Here is a 21173-nt window from a genome sequence, read left to right on the forward strand (position 1 = left end):
AAGTGCGGCTATGGGAGTCGGCGTCAAACCGTTAATTCTGTAAGTGTTGAAAGGCGTATGCTCTCGTAGTGCTTTACGGGTGATATCTCCCTGATAGCTGTCCCCCATGCCATATATCACAGTAGGATCCGTTTGTAGCCGCATGCCCTTGTTGAGTCGATTGGCAAATACGGCGGAGATCCATGGGCGCTCACTGGCTTTACCCGTCTCTTTTTCTATGATTGACGCCATGATCAAGAGTTCATATGACGATTTAAGAGGCAAGTCTTCGGCCCGCTGAGCCCAGGCTTTCTCTAGCTCCTGCTGCATTTTGTGATAACTTTGCCGCACAATTGCATTGATATTGTCACCGGCAACATAATGATAGGTATCGGGATAAAATTTCCCTTCGGGTAAGCCTGATTCATCGCCGTTGTCACTCAACACCTGGGTAAAAACACCTTCATCGTATTGGCTGTGGGGTAAGGCTTGCAGTATTTGGCGCCACTCCTTGATATTTTGCCCCTCAATCAAGGTGACGCTAAATACTTTCTCGTCGCCTTTGACTAATTTGGTCAGCAATTCGTCCACCGACTCACCCGGGTGCAGCTCATAGAAGCCAGAGCGGATCTTGGCTAACTCAGGTTTTAATTTAACCAGCGCCTTTAATTTCCAACCTTCGGCAATGATCTCTCTTCGCTCTAATGTTGAGGCCAAGAGTGAGAAAGAGGTCCCCCTCTGCAACACTAGCTCTTGTGGCTCAGTCATATTTAACGGGGAAAGAGCAAAATCCATGATCGTTTTATAACCCCAAACACCCAGGCCAGCGGCGAGAGTGAGCAAGGCAAAACAGCTAACAGTCAGGGTAATTATTATTTTTTTCATAATGTAAGATGCAGTGTTTGTCTTATCTGCTGAGTAAAGTCGGCATGAGTGAAGTGAACGTCATCGACGTGATTGATATCGAGTATACCAACTAAACTATTAGTCATAAATACATGTTGATAATGGCACAAGTGTGAATAGGCGATAGGACGAGCTTCAACATCATATCCCGCCTCAAGCAGCGCATAGATGACTTGCTCACGCATCACGCCGGCGACACCAGAGCGCGATATTGAAGGTGTAACAATATGCTTACCCGAGACAAAAAACAGGTTCGCCATCGAAGACTCGACGATATTATCCAGGCCATCGAGCACTAACCAATCTTGATAACCGGCAGGCAAACTTTCCGACTTGATCAACACCTGCTCGAGACGATTGAGATGCTTTATGCCAGCTAACCTAGGTTGTTGAGACAGTTTAATCGGTGAACAGGTTAAGGATATGCCGGTTTTTTGCCAGCTGGCATAGTGAGTGGGAATCGCATGGAGCGAAATAACCTCAGTTATCTCACATGTTGCGGGAGCCCCATAGCCTCTTCCTCCGGTGCCGCGGCTCAATAACAGCTTTAAGCAGCCAGTCACTTGGATCTTGGCCTGATGCTTAACGTGTGTAACCAGAGCCTGAGAAGGAGACCAAGAGAAGCCTAAGCGTTTAGTACCTTGAGTGAGCCTGTCGAGGTGCGCCGATAAGAAAGCAATCTGACCTTGTACGATTCGCATCGTCGCGAAGAGTCCATCACCATAAGCCAAGCCGCGATCCAGTGGTTCTATATGACCATTAAGCTCACCATTAACCCAGACTTTTGTCACTTGCTCAGTCATCTTTTTTCATCTGTAAATTATCCAGCCCGCTACAGTTAATTATCTTGGCTGATACGGCTGGCCGTTAAATATGCATGACCTCTGACGCCTATATGTTTAAACTTATCAGAGGTAAACAAGATGTAGGGTCGCTCTTAAAACCAGTTATATGTTTAAAAGATGCTGAATTCTAGCCTTTAAAATATCGGTCGCGATACGGTTCTTGCCGCCTCGAGGCACTATGATGTCGGCATATTGTTTAGACGGCTCGATAAACTGCAGAAACATGGGACGAACGGTTTTTGTATACTGAGACATCACAGATTCCATGGTGCGACCACGCTCGGCAACGTCACGTTTCAAACGACGCATAAAACAGATATCCAATGGGGTATCCATAAACACGCTGGCATCCATCAAGTCACGTAATTTAGGATCGGTCAGCAATAATATTCCCTCTAAGATGATCACCTTCTTCGGTGTCATCTTAATCGTCTCGGCCAGACGCGTATGCTCGCTATAGCTGTACTTGGGGATCTCAACCGCTTCACCGGACTTCAATGCTCTGAGATGACGACACAAATGTTCATGATCTAACGCTTTGGGATGATCGTAATTGGTCTTTACCCGCTCATCCATGGATAGATGGCTCTGATCGTTATAGTAAGCATCTTCGGCGATGACTCCAATCTGATCTGTGCCTAGATCCCGGCACAGCTCCTCATAGATAGTTTTAGCAATTAAACTTTTACCCGAGGCTGAAGCCCCCGCGATACCTATGATGACACACTGAGAATTCATGCTAAAACCTTATTCGTCTTCTGAAATACTGATTGATAAACTAGATGTAACTTTGGTAAGCGCCAGTTGCGCGCCTACTTTACGAGCAATCTCACGATAGATTGCCGACACATCACAGTCGGGATCGGCAACGACCGTTGGCACGCCCTTGTCGACATCTTCACGTATGTTGAGCTTGAGTGGCAATTCACCTAATAGGGGGACATGGTAACGCTCGGCCAGCTTGCTGCCGCCATGGCTGCCAAATGGATGTTCTTTATGGCCACACTCACTGCAGACATGAAAGCTCATGTTCTCGACGATACCCAGTACAGGAATATTCACCTTCTGGAACATGTTGATGCCTTTCTTAGCATCGGCTAACGCAATATCCTGAGGAGTCGTCACTATGATGGCGCCAGAGACGGGCACCTTCTGCGACAGGGTGAGCTGTATATCGCCGGTTCCCGGTGGCATATCGATAATTAAATAATCGAGTTCAGGCCACTGAGTGTCATTGAGAAGCTGAGCGAGTGCGCCAGCCGCCATTGGACCACGCCATACTGCAGCCTCGTCTTGACCAAGCATAAATCCAATCGATTGCGCCACAATGCCGTGAGCCTTTGCCACTGTCATCATCTTGCCATCGGGTGACTCAGGCTTAAAATCACTCACCCCCAACATCAGGGGAATAGAAGGGCCATAGATGTCGGCATCTAAGATGCCCACCTTGGCGCCTTCGGCGACGAGTGCTAAGGCTAAGTTTACCGCTGTGGTCGATTTACCCACACCACCTTTACCCGACGCTACCGCAATCACTTGCTTCACATTAGCAAGAGGTTCGACTGCGCCTATGGCAGAGATAGCAGCCGGTTGAAAATCAATTTCACATTCGACTTCATCGATTGCATCTAACACGGCCAACTTTTTGGTGATAGCCATCACAGTGTCGCGATATTGAGTCATACATGGGTAAGGATAGACAAGCCCGAGAAGCAGTCGCTTACCCTCGATGTCGAGTGTGTTAACACATCCGGCACTGACTAAACCTTGTGCTAAATATGGATCTTGATAAGCGTCTAAGATGGCCAAAACAGGCCCGAGAAGATCGTCATTGAGACGATAGTGCTGAGAAGCTGAAGACAAAAGTGCTACCCCCTATAAATAATTTGCCCAAGTGTAGCAGAAATCAGGGTAAATATTCGGGTAGTTTTAACCCACTTAAACTCGCTTTTAATGAAACTCGCACAAGGATCGGTTAGTATCTATGCCATTAATTTGGGCACTCAAGCAATTTCGAGACAAGATGGCAAATTCACAACGTAAAATATTAGTGACAAGCGCACTCCCCTACGCCAATGGACCTATTCACTTAGGTCATATGCTGGAATATATTCAAACCGATATTTGGGCACGTTTTCAAAAAATGCGTGGCCACGAATGTCACTATATTTGTGCAGATGATGCCCATGGCACAGCTATCATGCTTAAGGCTCAGCAGTTAGGTATGGAGCCAGAAGAGATGATTGCTCAGGTGAATAAAGAGCATCAACAGGATTTTGCTGACTTCAATATTCAATTCGACAACTTCCACAGTACCCACAGTGTTGAAAACCGTGAATTAGCCAGTGAGATATACCTCAAACTGCGCGATTCAGGTTACATTGAGACGCGCACCATCTCGCAGTTATTCGACCCTGAAAAGTCTATGTTCTTGCCAGACCGTTTCGTAAAAGGCACTTGCCCTAAGTGTAAGAGCGAAGATCAATACGGCGATAACTGCGACAACTGTGGCGCAACCTACAACCCGACAGACATGATTAATCCCAAGTCTGCCATCTCGGGTGCCACCCCCATCATGAAAGATTCTGAGCATTTCTTCTTCGACCTGCCGGCTTTTGAAGGCATGCTCAAGGAGTGGACCCGTTCCGGCGCCTTGCAAGATGAAGTGGCCAACAAGCTAGACGAATGGTTAAAACAAGGCTTGCAACAATGGGATATCAGCCGTGATGCACCTTATTTCGGTTTCGAAATACCCGATGCTCCGGGTAAGTATTTTTACGTCTGGTTAGATGCACCTATTGGCTATATGGGCTCATTTAAGAACCTATGTGATCGACGTGAGGACCTAAATTTCGATGATTTCTGGGCCAAAGACTCAACCGCCGAGGTGTATCACTTCATCGGTAAAGATATCATCAACTTCCACTGTCTCTTCTGGCCAGCCATGCTAGAAGGCGCAGGCTACCGTAAGCCGACTAATGTTTATGCTCATGGCTACGTGACGGTCAACGGCGCCAAGATGTCAAAGTCAAAAGGCACCTTCATCAAGGCGCGTACTTATCTGGACAACTTAGATCCTGAATACCTACGTTACTACTACGCCGCTAAGCTGAGCAACCGCATCGACGATCTCGATCTTAATCTCGAAGATTTCGCCCAGCGGGTCAACTCAGATCTCGTGGGAAAACTAGTCAACTTAGCTTCACGTACCGCTGGTTTTATCACTAAGCGCTTCGATGGCAAGTTTGCCAAAGTGGCTGATACCACACTAGAACAAGTGTTTCTAGGTAAACAAGAAGTCATAGCCGAGCTTTATGAAGGCCGTGAATTCGGTAAGGCCATGCGTGAGATCATGGCACTGGCCGATATGGCCAATGCTTACGTTGCCGATGCAGCGCCTTGGCAGTTGATCAAACAAGAAGATACGCAAGAGGAAGCCCATCAGGTTTGTTCTAACGCACTTAACTTGTTCCGTATCCTGGTGACTTATCTGAAACCTGTACTGCCCAAATTGGCAGACGATGTTGAGGCCTTCCTGCAATTCCCTATCACTTGGGATAACTTGAATGCCAACCTTGCGGGACATGAGATAGCCAAATTTAAGCCCCTAATGCAAAGGGTAGAGATGAAAAGCATCGAAGCCATCATAGAGGCATCGAAAGAGAATTTACTCGCTACGACCGATACGCCAAAAACAGCGGATAGTGCAGCGACAGCAAGTAAAGCAGAATCTAATGATGCTCCAGCGAGTGGCAATCACTTAGAAGACGATCCTATCTTGGCAGAGATAAGCTTCGAAGACTTCGCCAAAATCGACCTGCGTATCGCCCGTATCGCGAAAGCCGAGCATGTACCCGAAGCAAACAAGCTACTTAAACTTCAGCTGGATTTAGGCGGCGAGACGAAACAAGTGTTTGCCGGGATAAAGTCGGCTTACTCTCCAGAAGAGCTCGAAGGCAAGCTCACCGTGATGGTGGCCAACCTGGCACCACGCAAGATGCGCTTTGGCATATCGGAAGGCATGGTAGTCGCGGCGGGACCCGGTGGTAAAGACTTGTGGATATTAGAGCCACATGAAGGCGCAGAGCCGGGTATGCGCGTTAAGTAAACTTAACTCCATATCTCAAAAAAAGGCCGTATTTATAGCGCATAAAGTAGACACCATGTCCATTTATGTGTGAATGAATCACTCTATACGATACGGCTTAGCTAAAACAACGTACACACTATGTATAATGGCGTGTACGTTTTTTTTCATTTAAAATCTGTTCACCGCAATTTACCGTAGATTTTTTCATGTGCGACATCAGCATTCCAGGCAAAATTATACTGAACTTATCATAGTTTAAGCATAATCATGAGAATACATTATTATTCAACCGCTTACAGAATGAACCGTGTTGTACTTTATCGTTTTATAGGTAAGCGTCGAGTAAACCCCACCTTTATATTAAACAGCCGATAAATCATCTGAGCGACTTACTCCGCTTTATGACAAGCTGCGTGAAATGTTACTTGAGCAAGCCGTTATCCAAGCCGATGAAACTCCATAAATTTCTCTGGTTGGTACTGCAACGCGTGCTACCCAAAGGATTACGGCGGGTCAGAGATTATGGACTGTTAAGAGGGAATTGCAGCCAACTTAGGCAACAGATCCAGCTCATGCTGGCTGTTGCAGGCGCGGTATTGCCGTTAGTACCAAAGGTAAAACGAGCTTTAGCGACACGAACTTGCCCCTGCTGCCATCAGCCGATGTGCTTTATGGGGATACTAAAATACAGCCGACCGACAAGCTTAACGATCACAGCCTAACGCCTATGTTTAAGCTAGAAGTATAAGGATAATGTATTAACTAAATAGGAGGGCTAAAGTAATACAGTAAGTTCAGCTGGCTGATATTAAAGAAGTTAAATGATTGCTCATTAGATCAAGGCTGCGTGCTGACTAAAACAAAATATTCGTCCTATTATGGCCTCAAGCATAACGAACCCTCGCTCAGCTATTTGCTTAATAAAGAGTATGACTAAACCCCGACCTCGGGCTTACTCCCTGTGATAAATAGTACACTTGGGATAAGGACGCGGCTGCGCGCGGCCTATCCTTATACGTTATAACCACTTTGTTCTCCCAAAATCAAACCACGGAGTACAATTTCTCCACTTTAATTGCTGATATTGCATGCCTTGATTTTTTGTTAAAGCAACAATTTTAGAAATATGAGAATCGCTGCAATTCTCCCCGAATAGAATGCCACTCAGTGAGTTTTTAAAAGCAAAATATAGTTCTTTTTTACACTCAAAAACCACGAATCGGTATTCAGACTCATTCTTCCAGTCTTTTGCTTTTTCAAAGTAGAGGCGTTTTTTATGTTTAAGTAAATGGTCGTAAACATAATCTTTTTCGCCTCGGCGCTCTAGATGATCTACATTAATGATGAATGCTTGATCCATTTGAATATCAGGTAGTAATCGATCTTGATAATCAACATTATCACAATGATAAGTCATTTCACTGAATTGCTTATAAAATAACTCAGAGAACCTTTTGAAATCGAATATTAAGCATACACCTGCATGATTATCACCATATTGAGCCCACATTCTCGGCTTACAAAAGCCTCTCTGTGGATTATCTTCCATATGGTTACCAGTTAAGTTTCCATCTTTTGAAAAGCAAAGTAACTGAGTTGCTTCTTTAAAATATGGATTTAACAGCTTAGAAAATAAATCAGAATTGTATTTATCTAAATTTCGTCCTTCATTTGTCCCTGGAATAAAAAACCAACTTTTAGTCTCTTTTGGATCATTAGTTTTGGAAAAAGAAGATAATTTGAGAGTCCGATCATTCAATATATGGTCTATCGCAGTTTTGGACTTTGTATAGTGATAGATATATTGTGAATTATCTTTTTGGAAGGTAAACACCAAAACTCTCCATGTGCTTATAACAGCTTATTGATTAGCAGCAGGATAACGTTCCTGTCTATTTATTCACTTTTCGCCAGTTTATCACCGCTAAGTGGTTGTTGTAAATGTGTTATTCCCATAACTCACAGATAGAATACCGTAAATAATCAGATGAAAAAGATGCACGGGGGTTTACGAGGTCTGCATAACGCTTTTTACCACATTACAACCTATTGATAAGATTTGATTAATATTTTTACATTAGTGTTATCGATGCATTAACCCAGCGATTTATGCATCTTTTTTATAGCAATTATCTCAACTTAAGTTATACCTGTATATAAACACAGTGAATCAATAAGGTGACGACTATGGGGAAATTAACATTTCTGGAAGCTATACGGACAGAGATCAGGTGAGCGACATTACAGCTACCAAACAGAAAAGTCCTACCTCTATTGGAATCGCTATTTCATTCGACACTGTAATATTCGTCACGGTGCTGATATCACACCCGCTTTGATTGAACACTTTCTCTGCTTCTTAGCAGTCCAGTGCAAAGTTTCGGCGAGCACTCAGAAACAGGCCCTATACGCCATTGGATTCCGGCGCAAAAGATCTGCCGGAATGATGACATTGAGGGTTCATATTACCTCTCGCTCCAATTAAGTAGCCACAAAACTAGATGTTAAAATGTGCGCTAGAAGCTGGCTAAATATGACCTGTTAATTATACAGATCGGAGTTACTCTATCGGCAGTTTATGATCACTGCCCCACTGTGCCCAAGAACCGTCGTAAAGGACATTGTGATGATAACCTGCCTCTACCGATGCCAAGATCAAGATACAGGCGGTGATCCCCGAGCCACAACTGAAAATACGCTGAGTATCTTGCTCATTTGCCAGCCCGGCAAAAATCTGTTGCAGTTCTTCCGCGGTTTTCAGGCCATGATCCTCTAAGACTTGAGAGAAAGGCAGATTGACCGAATTGGGAATATGGCCGCTGCGAACCCCTTCTCTGGGCTCAGATGCCTGGCCTGAAAAGCGCTTAGCTCCGCGGGCATCGAAAATACTGACATGTTTATCCGACAGCTTATTGAGCAGGTAAGTTGAATCACATACCCAAGTATCCTGCACATTCACCTTAATCTCACAGCCACTCTTTATAATTGAATCGACTGAAACTGGCTCGGCTAGCGTTGAAGGTGAAAAACGATTCGCAGTCGTCCTGCCTTCAGCTAACCATTGGGGTAAGCCGCCATCGAGCACATAGACATTATTAAATCCCATCACCTTGAAGATCCACCAGGCCCTGGGAGATGAGTAAATACCCTGATTGTCATAAATAATAATTTGGCTGGTCTGAGAGATCCCTAATGCAGAAATAATGTCAATAAACTGCGCTACTGTTGGGAACGCATGGGTCTGCTTTGATGTCAGATCGCAAAGTTCATTTTCAAGATCGAGTTTCTTGGCACCGAGAATACAGCTGAATGTGTCATAGAGGATCTGTGGTCTTCCCACCACCTTTGCCATGCTCGCATCGAGCACGATGAGCCTATCATCATCTAGGTGTTGTTCGAGCCACAGCGTGGTAACTAAGGGAGATTTTATCATCTGTTGCACTCAACTCTCTATTGAACAGCTACTCCGGGGGCCTGCCATGCAGCTGTGTTATACAGGGGGACGGTCGATAAGGCATGCTTATGACTGCCTTGTGTCTCTTTGGTGGAATATGACAGATACAGTAAAGTTTGATTTTCTGCATCATAGATACGGCGCACTTTCAGCGATTTAAATAAGATACTCAATGATTGCTTAAAGATGACTTCACCATTGTTACTCTTATCGATAGCCGCAATTTCTTGCGCCGATATCGGGCCAGTCTGACGACATGAGATGCTCATATCCGATGGGTCAGCTAGACTCAGGTTCGCTTCTATGCGGCTAATATGACAAGTGACCCCCGGGAGTTTAGGGTCGTGACGTGCATCTATGATCACATCTTTAGTGGTAAAAAACCCCAGGCTCACCTTGCCGACATTGTCGCCGCCACAGGCTGAGAGACCGAATAAGATAAATCCTGTTGCGATGACTTTTCCAGACAATTTTATCAACGAAGTGCCAAACTGATTGCCAATTTTCATTTTTTTTCCTGTTTAAATACTCTCTGTGCCCAGCGAGTTAAGCCCGCCGTGACACTGCCAAAGTGGTCGCCGACAACGATCGGGATCTCCGGATGTAAACTGGCTATTTTATCGTAGATAGCCGGGCTCCTGGCAGTACCGCCAGTCACATAAATAACATCTGGCAATACACCTGCCACGTTAAGTGCTTGTTGCATCAAGGCCTGTATTTTGGCGCTGGGTACGGCAATGGCCTCACTAAACAATTCTCGACTCACCTCGGCGCTAAGCTGCGGACAGATATAATCTAATTTAGATGTGACCGAATCTACATCTGTTAAGCCTATCTTAGCCTGCTCGGCACTGCGGACGATACGGTATCCTAACTGATTTTGCTGAACCTTGAGTAACCTTTTAAGTAACTCGGGTTTTTCGGCATCATGAATCAAATCTTCAATCAATTTACGTGAACTCAATGACACGAAATCTCGTTGTGCACTGATGTCATTGACCGCGACGGCATTCCAAAATGGCTTACTCGGCACAGGCAGGCCATTAACCATATGGCAGCCTAAACCAAGGTGACTCATAAACGCTTTCATCGCCAGGGCAATATCCAAATCATTGCCGCCCACTCGTTGCCCGCTGTGGCCTAAGAAATCTTGACTGCGTTGACTCGCATTAATATGCGATGGTCCCATTCGCACCACAGAGCAATCTGTGGTTCCGCCGCCAACATCGACCACCAGCACCACCTGATCTTCAGTCAGGCTCGCCTCATAATCCATGCCTGCTGCTAGGGGTTCAAACAGAAAGTCTACCGCGGTAAATCCGGCACGTTTTGCCGCTAACCTCAATATTGACTCGGCCTGTAGATTACTTTCCTCACCACCTATGGCCTGAAAATTAACGGGTCTGCCGATAACCGCATGGGTTATCACGCCTTTATTATTGAGACCGGTATCAGACTCGGCAATCGACTTTACATGTAGCATCATCATGGTGACGATATCTTCAAACAAGGCGATTTGATCGACTCTGAGTCCACTGGCACCCAGAAATGATTTTGGCGAGCGGACATAGAATCCCTCTTCGGGCATATCTAAGTAGGCCTTGACTGCTTGTTCGCCGACAAAAACCGCTTGTTCATCACTATCGAGATCTAATTCACGCCGTGCTTGCCGTGCTCGGCTAAGTTGAGCACCACGTAATTTAGCAAAGTCGGCTCTTAAATGCTGCGGCATCTGTTGATACACAGCCTCGGTAATCAGCTCCCTGTCGAGGGCATAAAGCGCTGAGGTCATATATTTGGAATCTGCCGACAAGGGTAATAATCGTACATCGTTCTCATCCATGACGCCTATGGCACAGTTGGCACTGCCATAATCAAAACCAACAAACATTCGCACGCCCCAAAAATTTAAATGATCGGTTAAACAGGAAAAATTAACATATCAAGATAAAAAGCCGTGAAAAATACCACAGATTGCGAGGAGTAAAAAGCGGAATTATGTCTATAGCCTCGTTTGCTGACATCAGCGGTATTCCTCAACAGCGGATATCAGCAAAGATGGCCACTCGAATATTCATCCACAACGAGTCTAGAAGTGACTAGGGTAACTTTTGTCATAGCAGTTATCATAATCGCCAAACTTAGGTGTACCAATAGGCTCACCGATAAGATCGGCCAGCAGTGTCCCCGAGAGTAAGGGCGTATATTGCAGGTGATTAATCTTAATCAGGTGACAATGATCGCCGGCTTCTATATAGACCATATCTTCATCGATCAGGCGTTTATCCAACATCATCTTGATGCCATATGCCTCGGCTAATCCAGGAATAGCCCCTTTAGCACAATCATGAAATAATACCTCAAGATCTTGCTCACCGGCTAATTGGTACACCTCACCCATCACTTCACTCACCTTCAATACCGATAACCTGTGTCCCGAGCCAATGCCGGCCAACAGGTGATCGCCCTCACTATTGACCAGTAACACGGCTTTGATGACCTGAGCACTGGGGAGATGGGCCGATGCAGAAGAGTCCAGGGAAGAGAGGGTCTTACGATGTTTTACGATGGAATACTCGACCCTATTATGGTTAAGAAACGATGCCAGAGTGATCGCGATACCCATATATACCTCCTTGACCCAGCCAAAATAGACGATGAATTCGTTCTTTTAGTATAGTTAAGTCATCATCAATTCACTCAAACCAATTTCATTAAGCAGAGACGTATTATTTTAGCTAGACTTTACAATAATGGCTGTGAAGTTATCCTATGATGATTCGCTTTCGAACGATAATGGACCCTCTCCATGCAATGCTCTCTATTGCATTGTTTCTTCTTTTATTTTTTACACCTTCACCCCTCGCCAGCAGCGAGACTTCATCACAGGCACAGATCGGCACTTCAACTGAAATTCCGGTACTCACCATTAAGGGGGCTATAGGTCCCGCCATTAGCGATTACTTAACCACTGAGATAGCCATAGCCAACCAGGCCGGTGCGCCTCTGGTGGTCATCATCATAGATACCCCGGGAGGCTTAGTCTCTAGTTTGCGTGACATCAATCAGGCTATACTCAATTCTCAAGTACCCATCGCCTGCCTGGTTCATCCCGCAGGGGCCAGAGCCGCCAGCGCCGGTACCTATATTTTGTACGCTTGCCACATAGCCGCCATGGCACAGGCAACCACCTTAGGGGCGGCAACTCCCGTCAGTATTGGCGGCTCTCCCAAAGCCCCTCAAGACAAGGACGATAATAAGACAAGTTCGCCCTCCGCCATGGAAAAGAAGATCCTCAATGACTCCATCGCCTATATTCGCTCTCTCGCTCAGTTACGTGGCCGCAACGAAGAGTGGGCCGAGCTAGCCGTCAAAGAGGCCGCAACCTTAACCGCACAAGAAGCATTAGAGAAAAATGTCATCACGCTTATCTCAAACTCGACAGCAGAATTAATCAAGCAGCTCGATGGATGGGAGGTGAGCATCAATCAGCAGCCTCATATACTTGAGCTCTCAGAGGCCAAATTGACTCCAATAAAGCCGGACTGGCGCAATCAATTTATAGCGACTATCACTAATCCTAATATCGCCTACATACTCATGTTAATTGGTGTCTACGGCCTCATTCTGGAATTTTACAGTCCAGGCATAGGCGTGGCTGGTGTCACAGGTGCTATCGCTCTGATTATCGCCATGTATGCCTTTCAGATGTTACCAGTAAATTATGCCGGCTTACTCTTACTGCTATTCGGCATAGGCTTGATGATAGCCGAAGCCATGATGCCCAGCTTCGGCATCTTCGGCATAGGCGGCGTGATTGCGTTTGCGCTGGGATCTGTGTTTCTTATCGATACCAAAAATACCCAATTTCAGGTTTCCTTGCCCGTTATCGCCGCCGTCACTGTGGTGAGTGCGGCATTTATGATTTTCTGCCTGGGATACCTATGGCGCTCACGGCATAATAAAATTGTCAGTGGCCAGGAAGCCATCGTAGGCGCCGAAGCCAAGGTGCTGGAAGACTTTATCGATCATGGTTTTGTATTACTCGGCGGTGAGCGTTGGGCGGCCATATCTGCTGTTCCCCTACAAAAAGATCAGCGGGTCGAAGTCGAACAGGTCGACGACTTAACCCTCATTCTTGGTCAAGCGATTGACAAAAAAACCAACCCTAATACAGGTTCTGATAAAAACATCGAAGCAGAAGGAGAAAAATAATGGATCTCATCTTGCCCAGCGGCGTCATGTTCGGCCTAGCCGTACTCTTGCTGATATTTGCAATCATACTCAGCGCCTTTCGAGTTCTAAGGGAATATGAACGGGGAGTTATCTTCCTGCTCGGACGATTCTATCGGGTCAAGGGCCCTGGGCTAATCATAGTCATTCCCATCATCCAACAGATGGTCAGGGTCGATCTGAGGACCATAGTGATGGATGTACCCACCCAAGATGTGATCAGCAGAGATAATGTCTCAGTTAGAGTCAACGCGGTGATCTATTTTCGAGTGCTGGACTCTCAAAAAGCCATTATCAATGTTGAAGACTATCTGCAAGCTACGTCTCAACTGGCTCAAACTACGCTTCGTTCGGTACTCGGACAACACGAGCTCGATGAGATGTTAGCCAATAGAGAGATGCTCAATACCGACATTCAGAGCATTCTAGACTCACGTACCGATGGCTGGGGGATCAAGGTGTCTAATGTTGAGATAAAACATGTTGATCTTAATGAAACCATGGTCAGGGCCATAGCCAAACAGGCGGAGGCCGAGCGTACCCGACGAGCTAAGGTGATTCATGCCTCGGGAGAGATGGAAGCCTCGGCCAAGCTAGTTGAAGCGGCCGCGAAACTGGCACAAGAGCCCAACGCCATCTTACTCAGGTATCTACAAACGCTGACAGAAATAGCCAGCGAAAAGAATTCGACCATACTGTTTCCCCTCCCCATGGATCTATTGCAGGGAGTGTTAACAACAAATACCCAAGGGCGCAACAAGAAAACCGATAAGAGCAGTGATAGATAACAAAAAATCGCCAATAAAAAAGCCGTCTGAGACGGCTTTTTTGCGGCATATACAAAGGTATTAACCGATTTATTTTTTATTCAGTTCCAGCTGAGCTTGCTTCAAACTCTCTTTCTCACTGCGGCGAGCCAAGATAACGGCTTTTACGTCACTGCCTATATGGGCTTCACCACGCTTTTCGGCGAGCTGCATCTGACGTTCACGTTCTTCGAAACGCTGACGTTGCTTGTCTGAGATTGACGCGATGCAATGAGGACAACTCACCCCCTGAACATAGGCCTCGCTGGCTTTCTCACTGGCCGTAATTGGCATGCGACAGGCGTTACACTGGTCGTACTGACCTTTTTCTAAATCGTGATTCACCGCGACTCGATTATCGAACACGAAGCACTCGCCTTGCCAGAGACTCTCTTCTGGCTTAACTTCTTGCAGATATTTAAGCACACCGCCTTCGAGGTGATATACCTCATCGAAGCCTTGCTCCTTCAGATAAGCCGTCGACTTCTCACAACGGATCCCGCCGGTACAGAACATGGCGACCTTCTTATGTTTGGCCGGATCTAAGTGCTCTTTTACGTAAGCGGGAAATTCTCTGAATGTACTGGTCTTAGGATCGACGGCATTCTTGAAGGTGCCAATCTGCACCTCATACTCGTTGCGGGTATCGACTAAGATGACGTCGGGATCTGAGATCAACTTGTTCCAGTCTTGAGGCTTCACATAAGTGCCAACCACTTTGAGGGGATCTATGCCCTCGACCCCCATGGTCACAATCTCTTTCTTTAATTTAACTTTGGTGCGGTAAAACGGCATATCATCATCGAAAGATAGCTTATGCACGATATTGTCTAAGCCCGGTTGAGTATTCAACCAATTGAGCAGATTATCGATAGCGTCTTGAGAACCGGCAACGGTACCATTAATGCCTTCACTGGCGAGTAACAAGGTGCCCTTGATACCCGTATCAAGCATAGCATTAAGCAATGGCTGCTGAATCGATTCAAAATGTGGCAGAGAAACAAACTTATATAGGGCACAAACGACAACTTGGGACATATCAACCTCAATGCTGGCAGGAGCTTAATCTCCAGCGCATCTTAAAAAATAGTAACAACCCGACCCACAGTTGAGCCAGGTAACAAAATCGCCAGAAATTCTACCTGAGTCACGCGCCAATAAACAGGTAAAAAGTCAGCTTATACATAAAATGCTAAATTTCGCTTATTTTGCTCTCGTCTCCCCATTTTTATTCGTTGTCATTTATCTTCAGTCGGTTAAGAATAACCGCCATAATCATGTATAAAATGAAATAACACCTATGTCTTTACCCACCCTCTATTCCTTCAGACGATGCCCCTATGCGATGCGCGCCCGTTTAGGTATTTTACTTTCGGGGACGTCTGTCTCTTTACGTGAAATACTCCTTAAACATAAACCCGAGCCCATGTTAGCGGCTTCACCTAAAGGCACGGTTCCCGTGCTTATCTTACAAGATGGCAGCATCATAGATGAGAGCCTAGACATCATGCGCTGGGCGCTGGGGCTAAACGATCCTCACAACCTGTTACTTACCGGTCAACCTCAACCACAAGAGCAGGCTAAGACACTGATTGACAACAATGACAATGAGTTCAAATCTTGGCTGGATAAATATAAATATGCCGACAGATACCCTGAGCAGAGTGAAATTTTTTACCGCACGGAAGGCGAAAAGTTTATCGCTCAACTTGAACACTTGTTGGAGAAACATCAGCAGCTGTTAAGTGATTCTGCCAGTATCGTCGATTTTGCCATCTTCCCTTTTATTCGCCAATTTGCTGGGGTCGACAGAACCTGGTTCAATCAAGCTCCCTACCCAAACGTGCAGCTCTGGTTAGCCAGTCACCTTGAGAGCCCAATATTTGCCAATATTATGAAGAAATATCCAACTTGGCTTGAGAGTGGTGAATCTTTTTTGTTTGGCCCATGACGTAAGCGAGGATAACAATAGATAAACATGAGCTCCCGGCTGTTTTTCGTTACCACGCTATAATATATAAATACACTTAATTTCAGGTTAGTCATGGCAAATTTCGGTGATCGCCCGTACAATAATCTTTCTCTCAGATAACGCTTATCCTCCGGTTATCGATATCAAGAATGCCCAACATAATTTATGTCATCTAACTCGATAGTAATTATATGTGCCCAATCTTAGGGCTTTTTCTCACTTACTTAAGAGGTATTAGTGAAAACGGCATCCAATCAAACAAAGTCCACAACAGATCTAGCAGCCAGTTTAAACCTTGTCATCTTGATTCCTATGTTGTCAGCCATAATTGCAATCACACCATTAGCTATCGATCTTTATCTGCCCGCCATGGCGACAATTGCCGCGAGCTTCCATACCGATATCACTATGGTGCAGCAGTCACTCAGTATCTATTTAGCGGGATACGCATTAGGCATGCTCTGTTTTGGTCCTCTGGCCGATCGAGTCGGCCGCAGGCCCTTGGTCATTATAGGCCTCACCGGCTTTGCCTTAATGAGCTTTCTACTCGCCTTTGTCACCAGTATCGAGTCATTTTTAGCCCTCAGGTTCGGTCAGGCCTTCATCGGCGCAGCCGCTACTGTCGTCGTTCCGGGTTATATCAAGGAGGTCTATGGGAAAAATACGGCTAAGGGTATGTCTTATGTCAGCCTTATCATGATGTTGGCTCCATTAATTGCTCCTAGTATAGGCAGCTTGATTTTGGAGTTTGGTGAATGGCATCTCATCTTTTTCATCTTAGGTTTCTACGCAATGATCATGCTAATGTTGGTGTTTTGGAAGTTGAAGATGCCCAGCGATACAGATTTAAGTCAGCGTAGCCAAAAATCTTTTTTCGAGGCCTACGCCGTGGTATTAACTAAACCGGGAGTCAAACTTCACATCGCCAGTGGCGTGCTGACCTCCTTTGCATTCTTCTGTTACCTGACGGCTTCTCCATTTGTCTATATGGAAGTCTTCGGCTTAGATAAATCCCTGTTTGCCATCTTGTTTAGCACCAATGTCGGCGCTCTGATGCTGGCCAATGTCATCAATAGCCGCATTGTCGTTCGTTATGGTTCACGCAGAATCCTCAAGGTGGCCACCTTGCTGGCTATCATCGCTGGCTCGGCCCTCTTCGCGGTGAATTGGCTAGAGATGAGTTATCACTTTACCGTGATCACTCTACTGCCATTTATGGCATGCCTCGGGGTGATGTCTGTCAATGCCGATGCTATTGTCTTGATGCAGTTCCAACAAGAGACAGGGACAGCCACCGCAGTCGTTGGCACCTTGAGGTTTGGTTTCGGCGCGGTAGCAGGTCCTCTATTAGCCCTGTTTTATACCGGCACTGCTGTACCTTTCTCCGCCTTAATGCTAAGTGCGGTAGTCTTGGTCGCTATCTGTCAATTCTTTGCTCATCGGCGCAGCCAGAGTGATTTAGCCCCCGTGGATTAACTCGGATCAGGCTATACAAATAGGCCGCTTTATATATGCAAACTGTTGAAAAACCTGTCCATTCCCCCTAGTCACCAATAAACCAAACTCCATCAATATGATAAATACTGGCAACATCATCTTGATTCCCTCACTAAAAATTCACTTTTTAGCATTATCAGCATCTTTAACGGTATTTTTTCTCATAAACGGCGTTATTTAAAAAATAATACTTGAATAGATCTATTTTTTTTATATGATGAAATTCTGTTCATTTGAAACAGGTGTCGCGCCTTACAGGGTGAAATCAACTTTAAACCCAAAGTTATTCGGCATATCGAGAGCAAGGATCACCGTCCACGCTCATTTTATTCAAGCGATTACCGTCGCTGTTGCAAGATACTGCATACCGTAGCGGTAACTTATGAGGGTTTACAAATGGAGAAGTTATCCGGCGCCAGCATGATCGTTCGATCTCTTATCGACGAAGGCGTAAAACATATATTTGGCTATCCCGGCGGATCTGTACTGGATATCTATGATGCCCTTCACGAAAAATCAACAATTGAACATATTCTAGTCCGTCACGAACAAGCTGCCGTGCATATGGCCGATGGTTACGCTCGTTCAACGGGTAAAGTAGGCGTAGTACTGGTGACATCAGGTCCTGGTGCAACCAACACCATCACAGGTATCGCCACCGCCTACATGGACTCTATCCCACTGGTGATTATATCGGGTCAGGTTCCCAGTAACTTGATTGGTAATGATGCATTCCAGGAATGCGACATGATCGGCATCTCACGCCCTGTGGTTAAACACAGCTTCCTGGTGACCGATGCCAAAGACATTCCAACTATCATCAAGAAGGCCTTCTTCATCGCGGCCAGTGGTCGCCCGGGACCGGTTGTCGTCGATGTGCCTAAAGACTGTATGAATCCAGAGATCTTATTTGATTATGAATATCCTAAAGATATCAGCATGCGTTCTTATAACCCAACGACTTCGGGTCATAAGGGCCAGATCCGGCGCGGTTTACAAGCCCTGCTAAAAGCTAACAAGCCTGTACTCTATGTCGGTGGCGGCGCCATCATCTCAGAGTGTGACAAGCAAATTCTAGCACTCTCAGAAAAGCTCAATATACCGGTAGTCAGTACCTTGATGGGACTCGGTGCCTTCCCGGCCAGTCACGATAACAGCTTGGGCATGCTAGGCATGCATGGCTGTTATGAAGCCAATATGGCGATGCACAATACCGATCTTATCTTCGGTATCGGCGTGAGGTTCGATGACCGTACCACCAACAATGTCGAAAAATATTGCCCTAACGCCACTATCTTGCACATAGATATCGATCCTTCATCTATCTCTAAGACGATCAGAGTCGATATCCCCATAGTAGGTTCAGCCGATAGCATACTCGATGAGATGTTGGCGCAACTCGCGACCAGTGGTGATACCAATGCCGATGAAGGTGCCATCGATTTTTGGTGGAGTGAGATAAATCAATGGCGTTCGCGCAAGAGCCTAGCCTACGACACCAGCTCAGATAAGATTAAACCCCAGCAAGTGATCGAAACACTGCATAAGCTCACCAATGGCGATGCCTATGTGGCATCAGACGTGGGTCAACACCAGATGTTTGCCGCACTCTATTACCCATTTGACAAGCCACGCCGCTGGATAAACTCCGGCGGACTGGGCACCATGGGCTTTGGGCTGCCCGCCGCTATGGGCGTTAAATTCGCCCATCCTGATGCAACCGTGCTGTGCGTCACAGGTGACGGTTCCATCCAGATGAATATTCAAGAGCTGTCGACGGCACTGCAATACGGTATCCCGGTCAAGATCATCAACTTGAACAACCGCTTCCTCGGCATGGTCAAACAGTGGCAGGATATGATCTATTCCGGTCGTCACTCACACTCCTATATGGATTCGGTGCCCGACTTTGCCAAGATTGCGGAAGCTTATGGCCATGTTGGCATCAGCATCAGCGATCCAGCTGAGCTCGAATCGGGCCTAAAAAAGGCACTGTCGATGACAGACAAGCTGGTATTTGTCGACATACATATCGATCAGACTGAGCATGTATACCCCATGTTGATCCGCGGCGGCGCGATGAACGAGATGTGGCTGAGCAAAACGGAGAAAAGCTAATGCGTCGTATTATATCTGTATTACTGGAAAACCAACCCGGCGCCCTGTCTCGCGTCGTCGGCCTATTCTCTCAACGCGGCTACAACATCGAGAGCTTAACCGTGGCGCCCACCGATGATGTGACCCTGTCTCGTCTTAACATCTGTGTGGTGGCAGATGAGGCCGTACTGGAACAGATAGAGAAGCAATTACATAAGCTTATCGATGTCCTTAAAGTCTCTAATGTGACTGAGTCTGATCATATTGAACGTGAGATAGCCTTGATAAAAGTAAAAGCTAAAGGCAATGTTCGTGATGAAATAAAGCGTACTACCGACATTTTTCGCGGCCAGATAGTCGATATCACCGCCGAGCTTTATACCATTCAGCTCACTGGTACGTCCGACAAGCTGGATGCCTTTATCGCTGCAGTGAGTGAAGTGACAAAGGTTGTTGAAGTGTCTCGCTCCGGTGTTGTTGGATTATCACGCGGTGAGAAAGCGATGCGAGCTTAATTATACATATTGACTAAGCTTGGCTTGAAAGTCAGACACTAAAAAGGGAGCAGCTGCTCCCTTTTATTATGGTGATTGCGTCTAGCCATAAACCAGTAATGAGTCCAGGCCGTTGACCAATAAAATAAACATTAAACTCGCTTAACTTCACTTATCACGCTAATTCTATCTAGAGCGGTTATTCAGACTCGAGTACCCGTGACCTACCTATTTCAATTTTTCTTGGCTTTAATGCTTCGGGGAGCTCTCTTTGCAACTCGATATTAAGCAGACCGTTCTCAAGATCTGCACCTGTCACTGTGACATAATCCGCCAACTGAAAAGTACGCTCGAAACCGCGTTCGGCAATCCCTTGATAGAGATATTTTCGGCTCTTATCTTCAGCCACTTTAGTTCCCTTGACTAATAACTTCTCGCCTTCGCTGGTAATATCGAGTTCATCCATAGTAAAGCCTGCAACAGCCATGGTGATACGATAACGGTTGTCTTTAAGCGATTCGATATTATAGGGAGGGTAACCTGAATTGCCCTTGTTCGAAGCCGCATGCTCTGCAAGCTGGGCTAAACGATCGAAACCAATGGCACTGCGGTATAGGGGAGTAAGATCATAATTACGCATAGTTATATCCTTGTCTTAAGCAATATATTAAATTTAAGTTGGCCGACTCGACTGCTGCTGCAGTCACTTGTCGCACCGGTTTGTTAATGGTTAACTCAATTAGACCCCGAAGGCATCACGATTTACGTTAACTCATGAACCTCATCGAGCGTTCCATACA

At 45.9% G+C, this 21173-nt stretch carries 19 protein-coding genes and 1 pseudogene; 9 read left to right on the forward strand and 11 right to left on the reverse strand.

All coding sequences use genetic code 11. From position 1 onward, the window contains the following. The 4 genes from mltG to apbC form a co-directional block, all read right to left on the reverse strand. The coding region (gene mltG, locus KT99_RS17675) for an endolytic transglycosylase MltG (RefSeq protein ID WP_005502845.1) at positions 1-864 on the reverse strand (864 nt) is incomplete at its 3' end. Beyond that, a complete protein-coding gene (gene pabC, locus KT99_RS17680) occupies positions 861-1688 on the reverse strand; it encodes an aminodeoxychorismate lyase (RefSeq protein WP_005502846.1) in 828 nt (275 codons plus the stop codon). The genes mltG and pabC, both read right to left, overlap by 4 nt. A 144-nt stretch (positions 1689-1832) precedes the next feature. Beyond that, entirely contained in the window at positions 1833-2468 is a 636-nt protein-coding gene (gene udk, locus KT99_RS17685; protein WP_005502847.1) for a uridine kinase, read from the reverse strand. A 9-nt stretch (positions 2469-2477) separates the two neighbouring features. Then, positions 2478-3593, reverse strand: a complete 1116-nt coding sequence (apbC, locus tag KT99_RS17690) for an iron-sulfur cluster carrier protein ApbC (RefSeq protein ID WP_005502849.1) — start codon at positions 3591-3593, stop codon at positions 2478-2480. Between the two features lie 160 nt (positions 3594-3753). Between apbC and metG the strand changes: the two genes are divergently transcribed. Both metG and KT99_RS21145 read left to right on the forward strand, forming a co-directional pair. Beyond that, positions 3754-5838: a methionine--tRNA ligase gene (metG, locus tag KT99_RS17695; RefSeq protein WP_005502851.1), complete on the forward strand. Its 2085-nt coding sequence runs from the start codon at positions 3754-3756 to the stop codon at positions 5836-5838. A gap of 443 nt (positions 5839-6281) precedes the next feature. Next, a pseudogene (locus KT99_RS21145) lies at positions 6282-6542 on the forward strand (IS91 family transposase); the annotation flags it as partial. Between the two features lie 296 nt (positions 6543-6838). On the opposite strand, the gene KT99_RS17700 reads toward KT99_RS21145, so the two are convergent. Then, on the reverse strand, positions 6839-7654 hold the full coding sequence (locus tag KT99_RS17700; RefSeq protein ID WP_040572176.1) for a DUF2971 domain-containing protein: 816 nt from the start codon (positions 7652-7654) through the stop codon (positions 6839-6841). A gap of 456 nt (positions 7655-8110) precedes the next feature. Here KT99_RS17700 and KT99_RS23055 point away from each other — a divergent pair, with 456 nt between their 5' ends. Then, on the forward strand, positions 8111-8305 hold the full coding sequence (locus KT99_RS23055) for a phage integrase N-terminal SAM-like domain-containing protein (protein ID WP_232504324.1): 195 nt from the start codon (positions 8111-8113) through the stop codon (positions 8303-8305). A gap of 75 nt (positions 8306-8380) precedes the next feature. Here KT99_RS23055 and KT99_RS17705 read toward each other — a convergent pair whose 3' ends face one another. From KT99_RS17705 to KT99_RS17720, 4 genes are all read right to left on the reverse strand, one after another. Continuing rightward, positions 8381-9250, reverse strand: a complete 870-nt coding sequence (locus KT99_RS17705; RefSeq protein ID WP_040572178.1) for a sulfurtransferase — start codon at positions 9248-9250, stop codon at positions 8381-8383. Between the two features lie 20 nt (positions 9251-9270). Continuing rightward, positions 9271-9783, reverse strand: a complete 513-nt coding sequence (locus tag KT99_RS17710) for a CreA family protein (RefSeq protein ID WP_005502857.1) — start codon at positions 9781-9783, stop codon at positions 9271-9273. Next, positions 9780-11165, reverse strand: a complete 1386-nt coding sequence (gene yegD, locus KT99_RS17715) for a molecular chaperone (RefSeq protein ID WP_005502858.1) — start codon at positions 11163-11165, stop codon at positions 9780-9782. The genes KT99_RS17710 and yegD overlap by 4 nt, the downstream gene beginning before the upstream one ends. Positions 11166-11363: 198 nt before the next feature. Further along, positions 11364-11900: a YbaK/EbsC family protein gene (locus tag KT99_RS17720; protein ID WP_005502859.1), complete on the reverse strand. Its 537-nt coding sequence runs from the start codon at positions 11898-11900 to the stop codon at positions 11364-11366. Between the two features lie 188 nt (positions 11901-12088). Between KT99_RS17720 and KT99_RS17725 the strand changes: the two genes are divergently transcribed. Beyond that, positions 12089-13489, forward strand: a complete 1401-nt coding sequence (locus KT99_RS17725) for an NfeD family protein (RefSeq protein WP_232504323.1) — start codon at positions 12089-12091, stop codon at positions 13487-13489. Further along, positions 13489-14295, forward strand: coding sequence for a slipin family protein (locus KT99_RS17730; RefSeq protein ID WP_005502861.1), 807 nt, complete (start codon positions 13489-13491; stop codon positions 14293-14295). Before KT99_RS17725 ends, KT99_RS17730 begins: the two co-directional genes overlap by 1 nt. Positions 14296-14364: 69 nt before the next feature. Here the strand turns inward: KT99_RS17730 and trhO are convergent, their stop codons facing one another. Then, positions 14365-15351 (reverse strand): oxygen-dependent tRNA uridine(34) hydroxylase TrhO, encoded by a 987-nt coding sequence (gene trhO, locus KT99_RS17735; protein ID WP_005502862.1) that lies wholly within the window; start codon positions 15349-15351, stop codon positions 14365-14367. A gap of 262 nt (positions 15352-15613) precedes the next feature. Here trhO and KT99_RS17740 point away from each other — a divergent pair, with 262 nt between their 5' ends. The 4 genes from KT99_RS17740 to ilvN all read left to right on the forward strand — a co-directional run bounded on the left by KT99_RS17740 (position 15614) and on the right by ilvN (position 20394). Beyond that, the gene (locus tag KT99_RS17740) at positions 15614-16264 is read left to right on the forward strand and encodes a glutathione S-transferase (protein ID WP_040572177.1); all 651 of its coding nucleotides are present in this window, start codon (positions 15614-15616) and stop codon (positions 16262-16264) included. 258 nt (positions 16265-16522) lie between these two features. Continuing rightward, positions 16523-17761, forward strand: coding sequence for a multidrug effflux MFS transporter (locus tag KT99_RS17745; protein ID WP_005502871.1), 1239 nt, complete (start codon positions 16523-16525; stop codon positions 17759-17761). Positions 17762-18178: 417 nt separating this feature from the next. Then, positions 18179-19900, forward strand: a complete 1722-nt coding sequence (locus KT99_RS17750; protein ID WP_005502872.1) for an acetolactate synthase 3 large subunit — start codon at positions 18179-18181, stop codon at positions 19898-19900. Further along, positions 19900-20394 (forward strand): acetolactate synthase small subunit, encoded by a 495-nt coding sequence (gene ilvN / locus KT99_RS17755; protein WP_005502873.1) that lies wholly within the window; start codon positions 19900-19902, stop codon positions 20392-20394. Before KT99_RS17750 ends, ilvN begins: the two co-directional genes overlap by 1 nt. 178 nt (positions 20395-20572) lie before the next feature. Here the strand turns inward: ilvN and KT99_RS17760 are convergent, their stop codons facing one another. Beyond that, positions 20573-21013 carry an Hsp20 family protein gene (locus KT99_RS17760; protein ID WP_005502874.1) on the reverse strand — a complete coding sequence of 147 codons (441 nt, stop codon included), beginning with the start codon at positions 21011-21013 and terminating at the stop codon, positions 20573-20575. Positions 21014-21173 lie beyond the last annotated feature (160 nt).

Source organism: Shewanella benthica KT99 (assembly GCF_000172075.1).
GTDB classification, from domain to species: Bacteria; Pseudomonadota; Gammaproteobacteria; order Enterobacterales; family Shewanellaceae; genus Shewanella; species Shewanella benthica_A.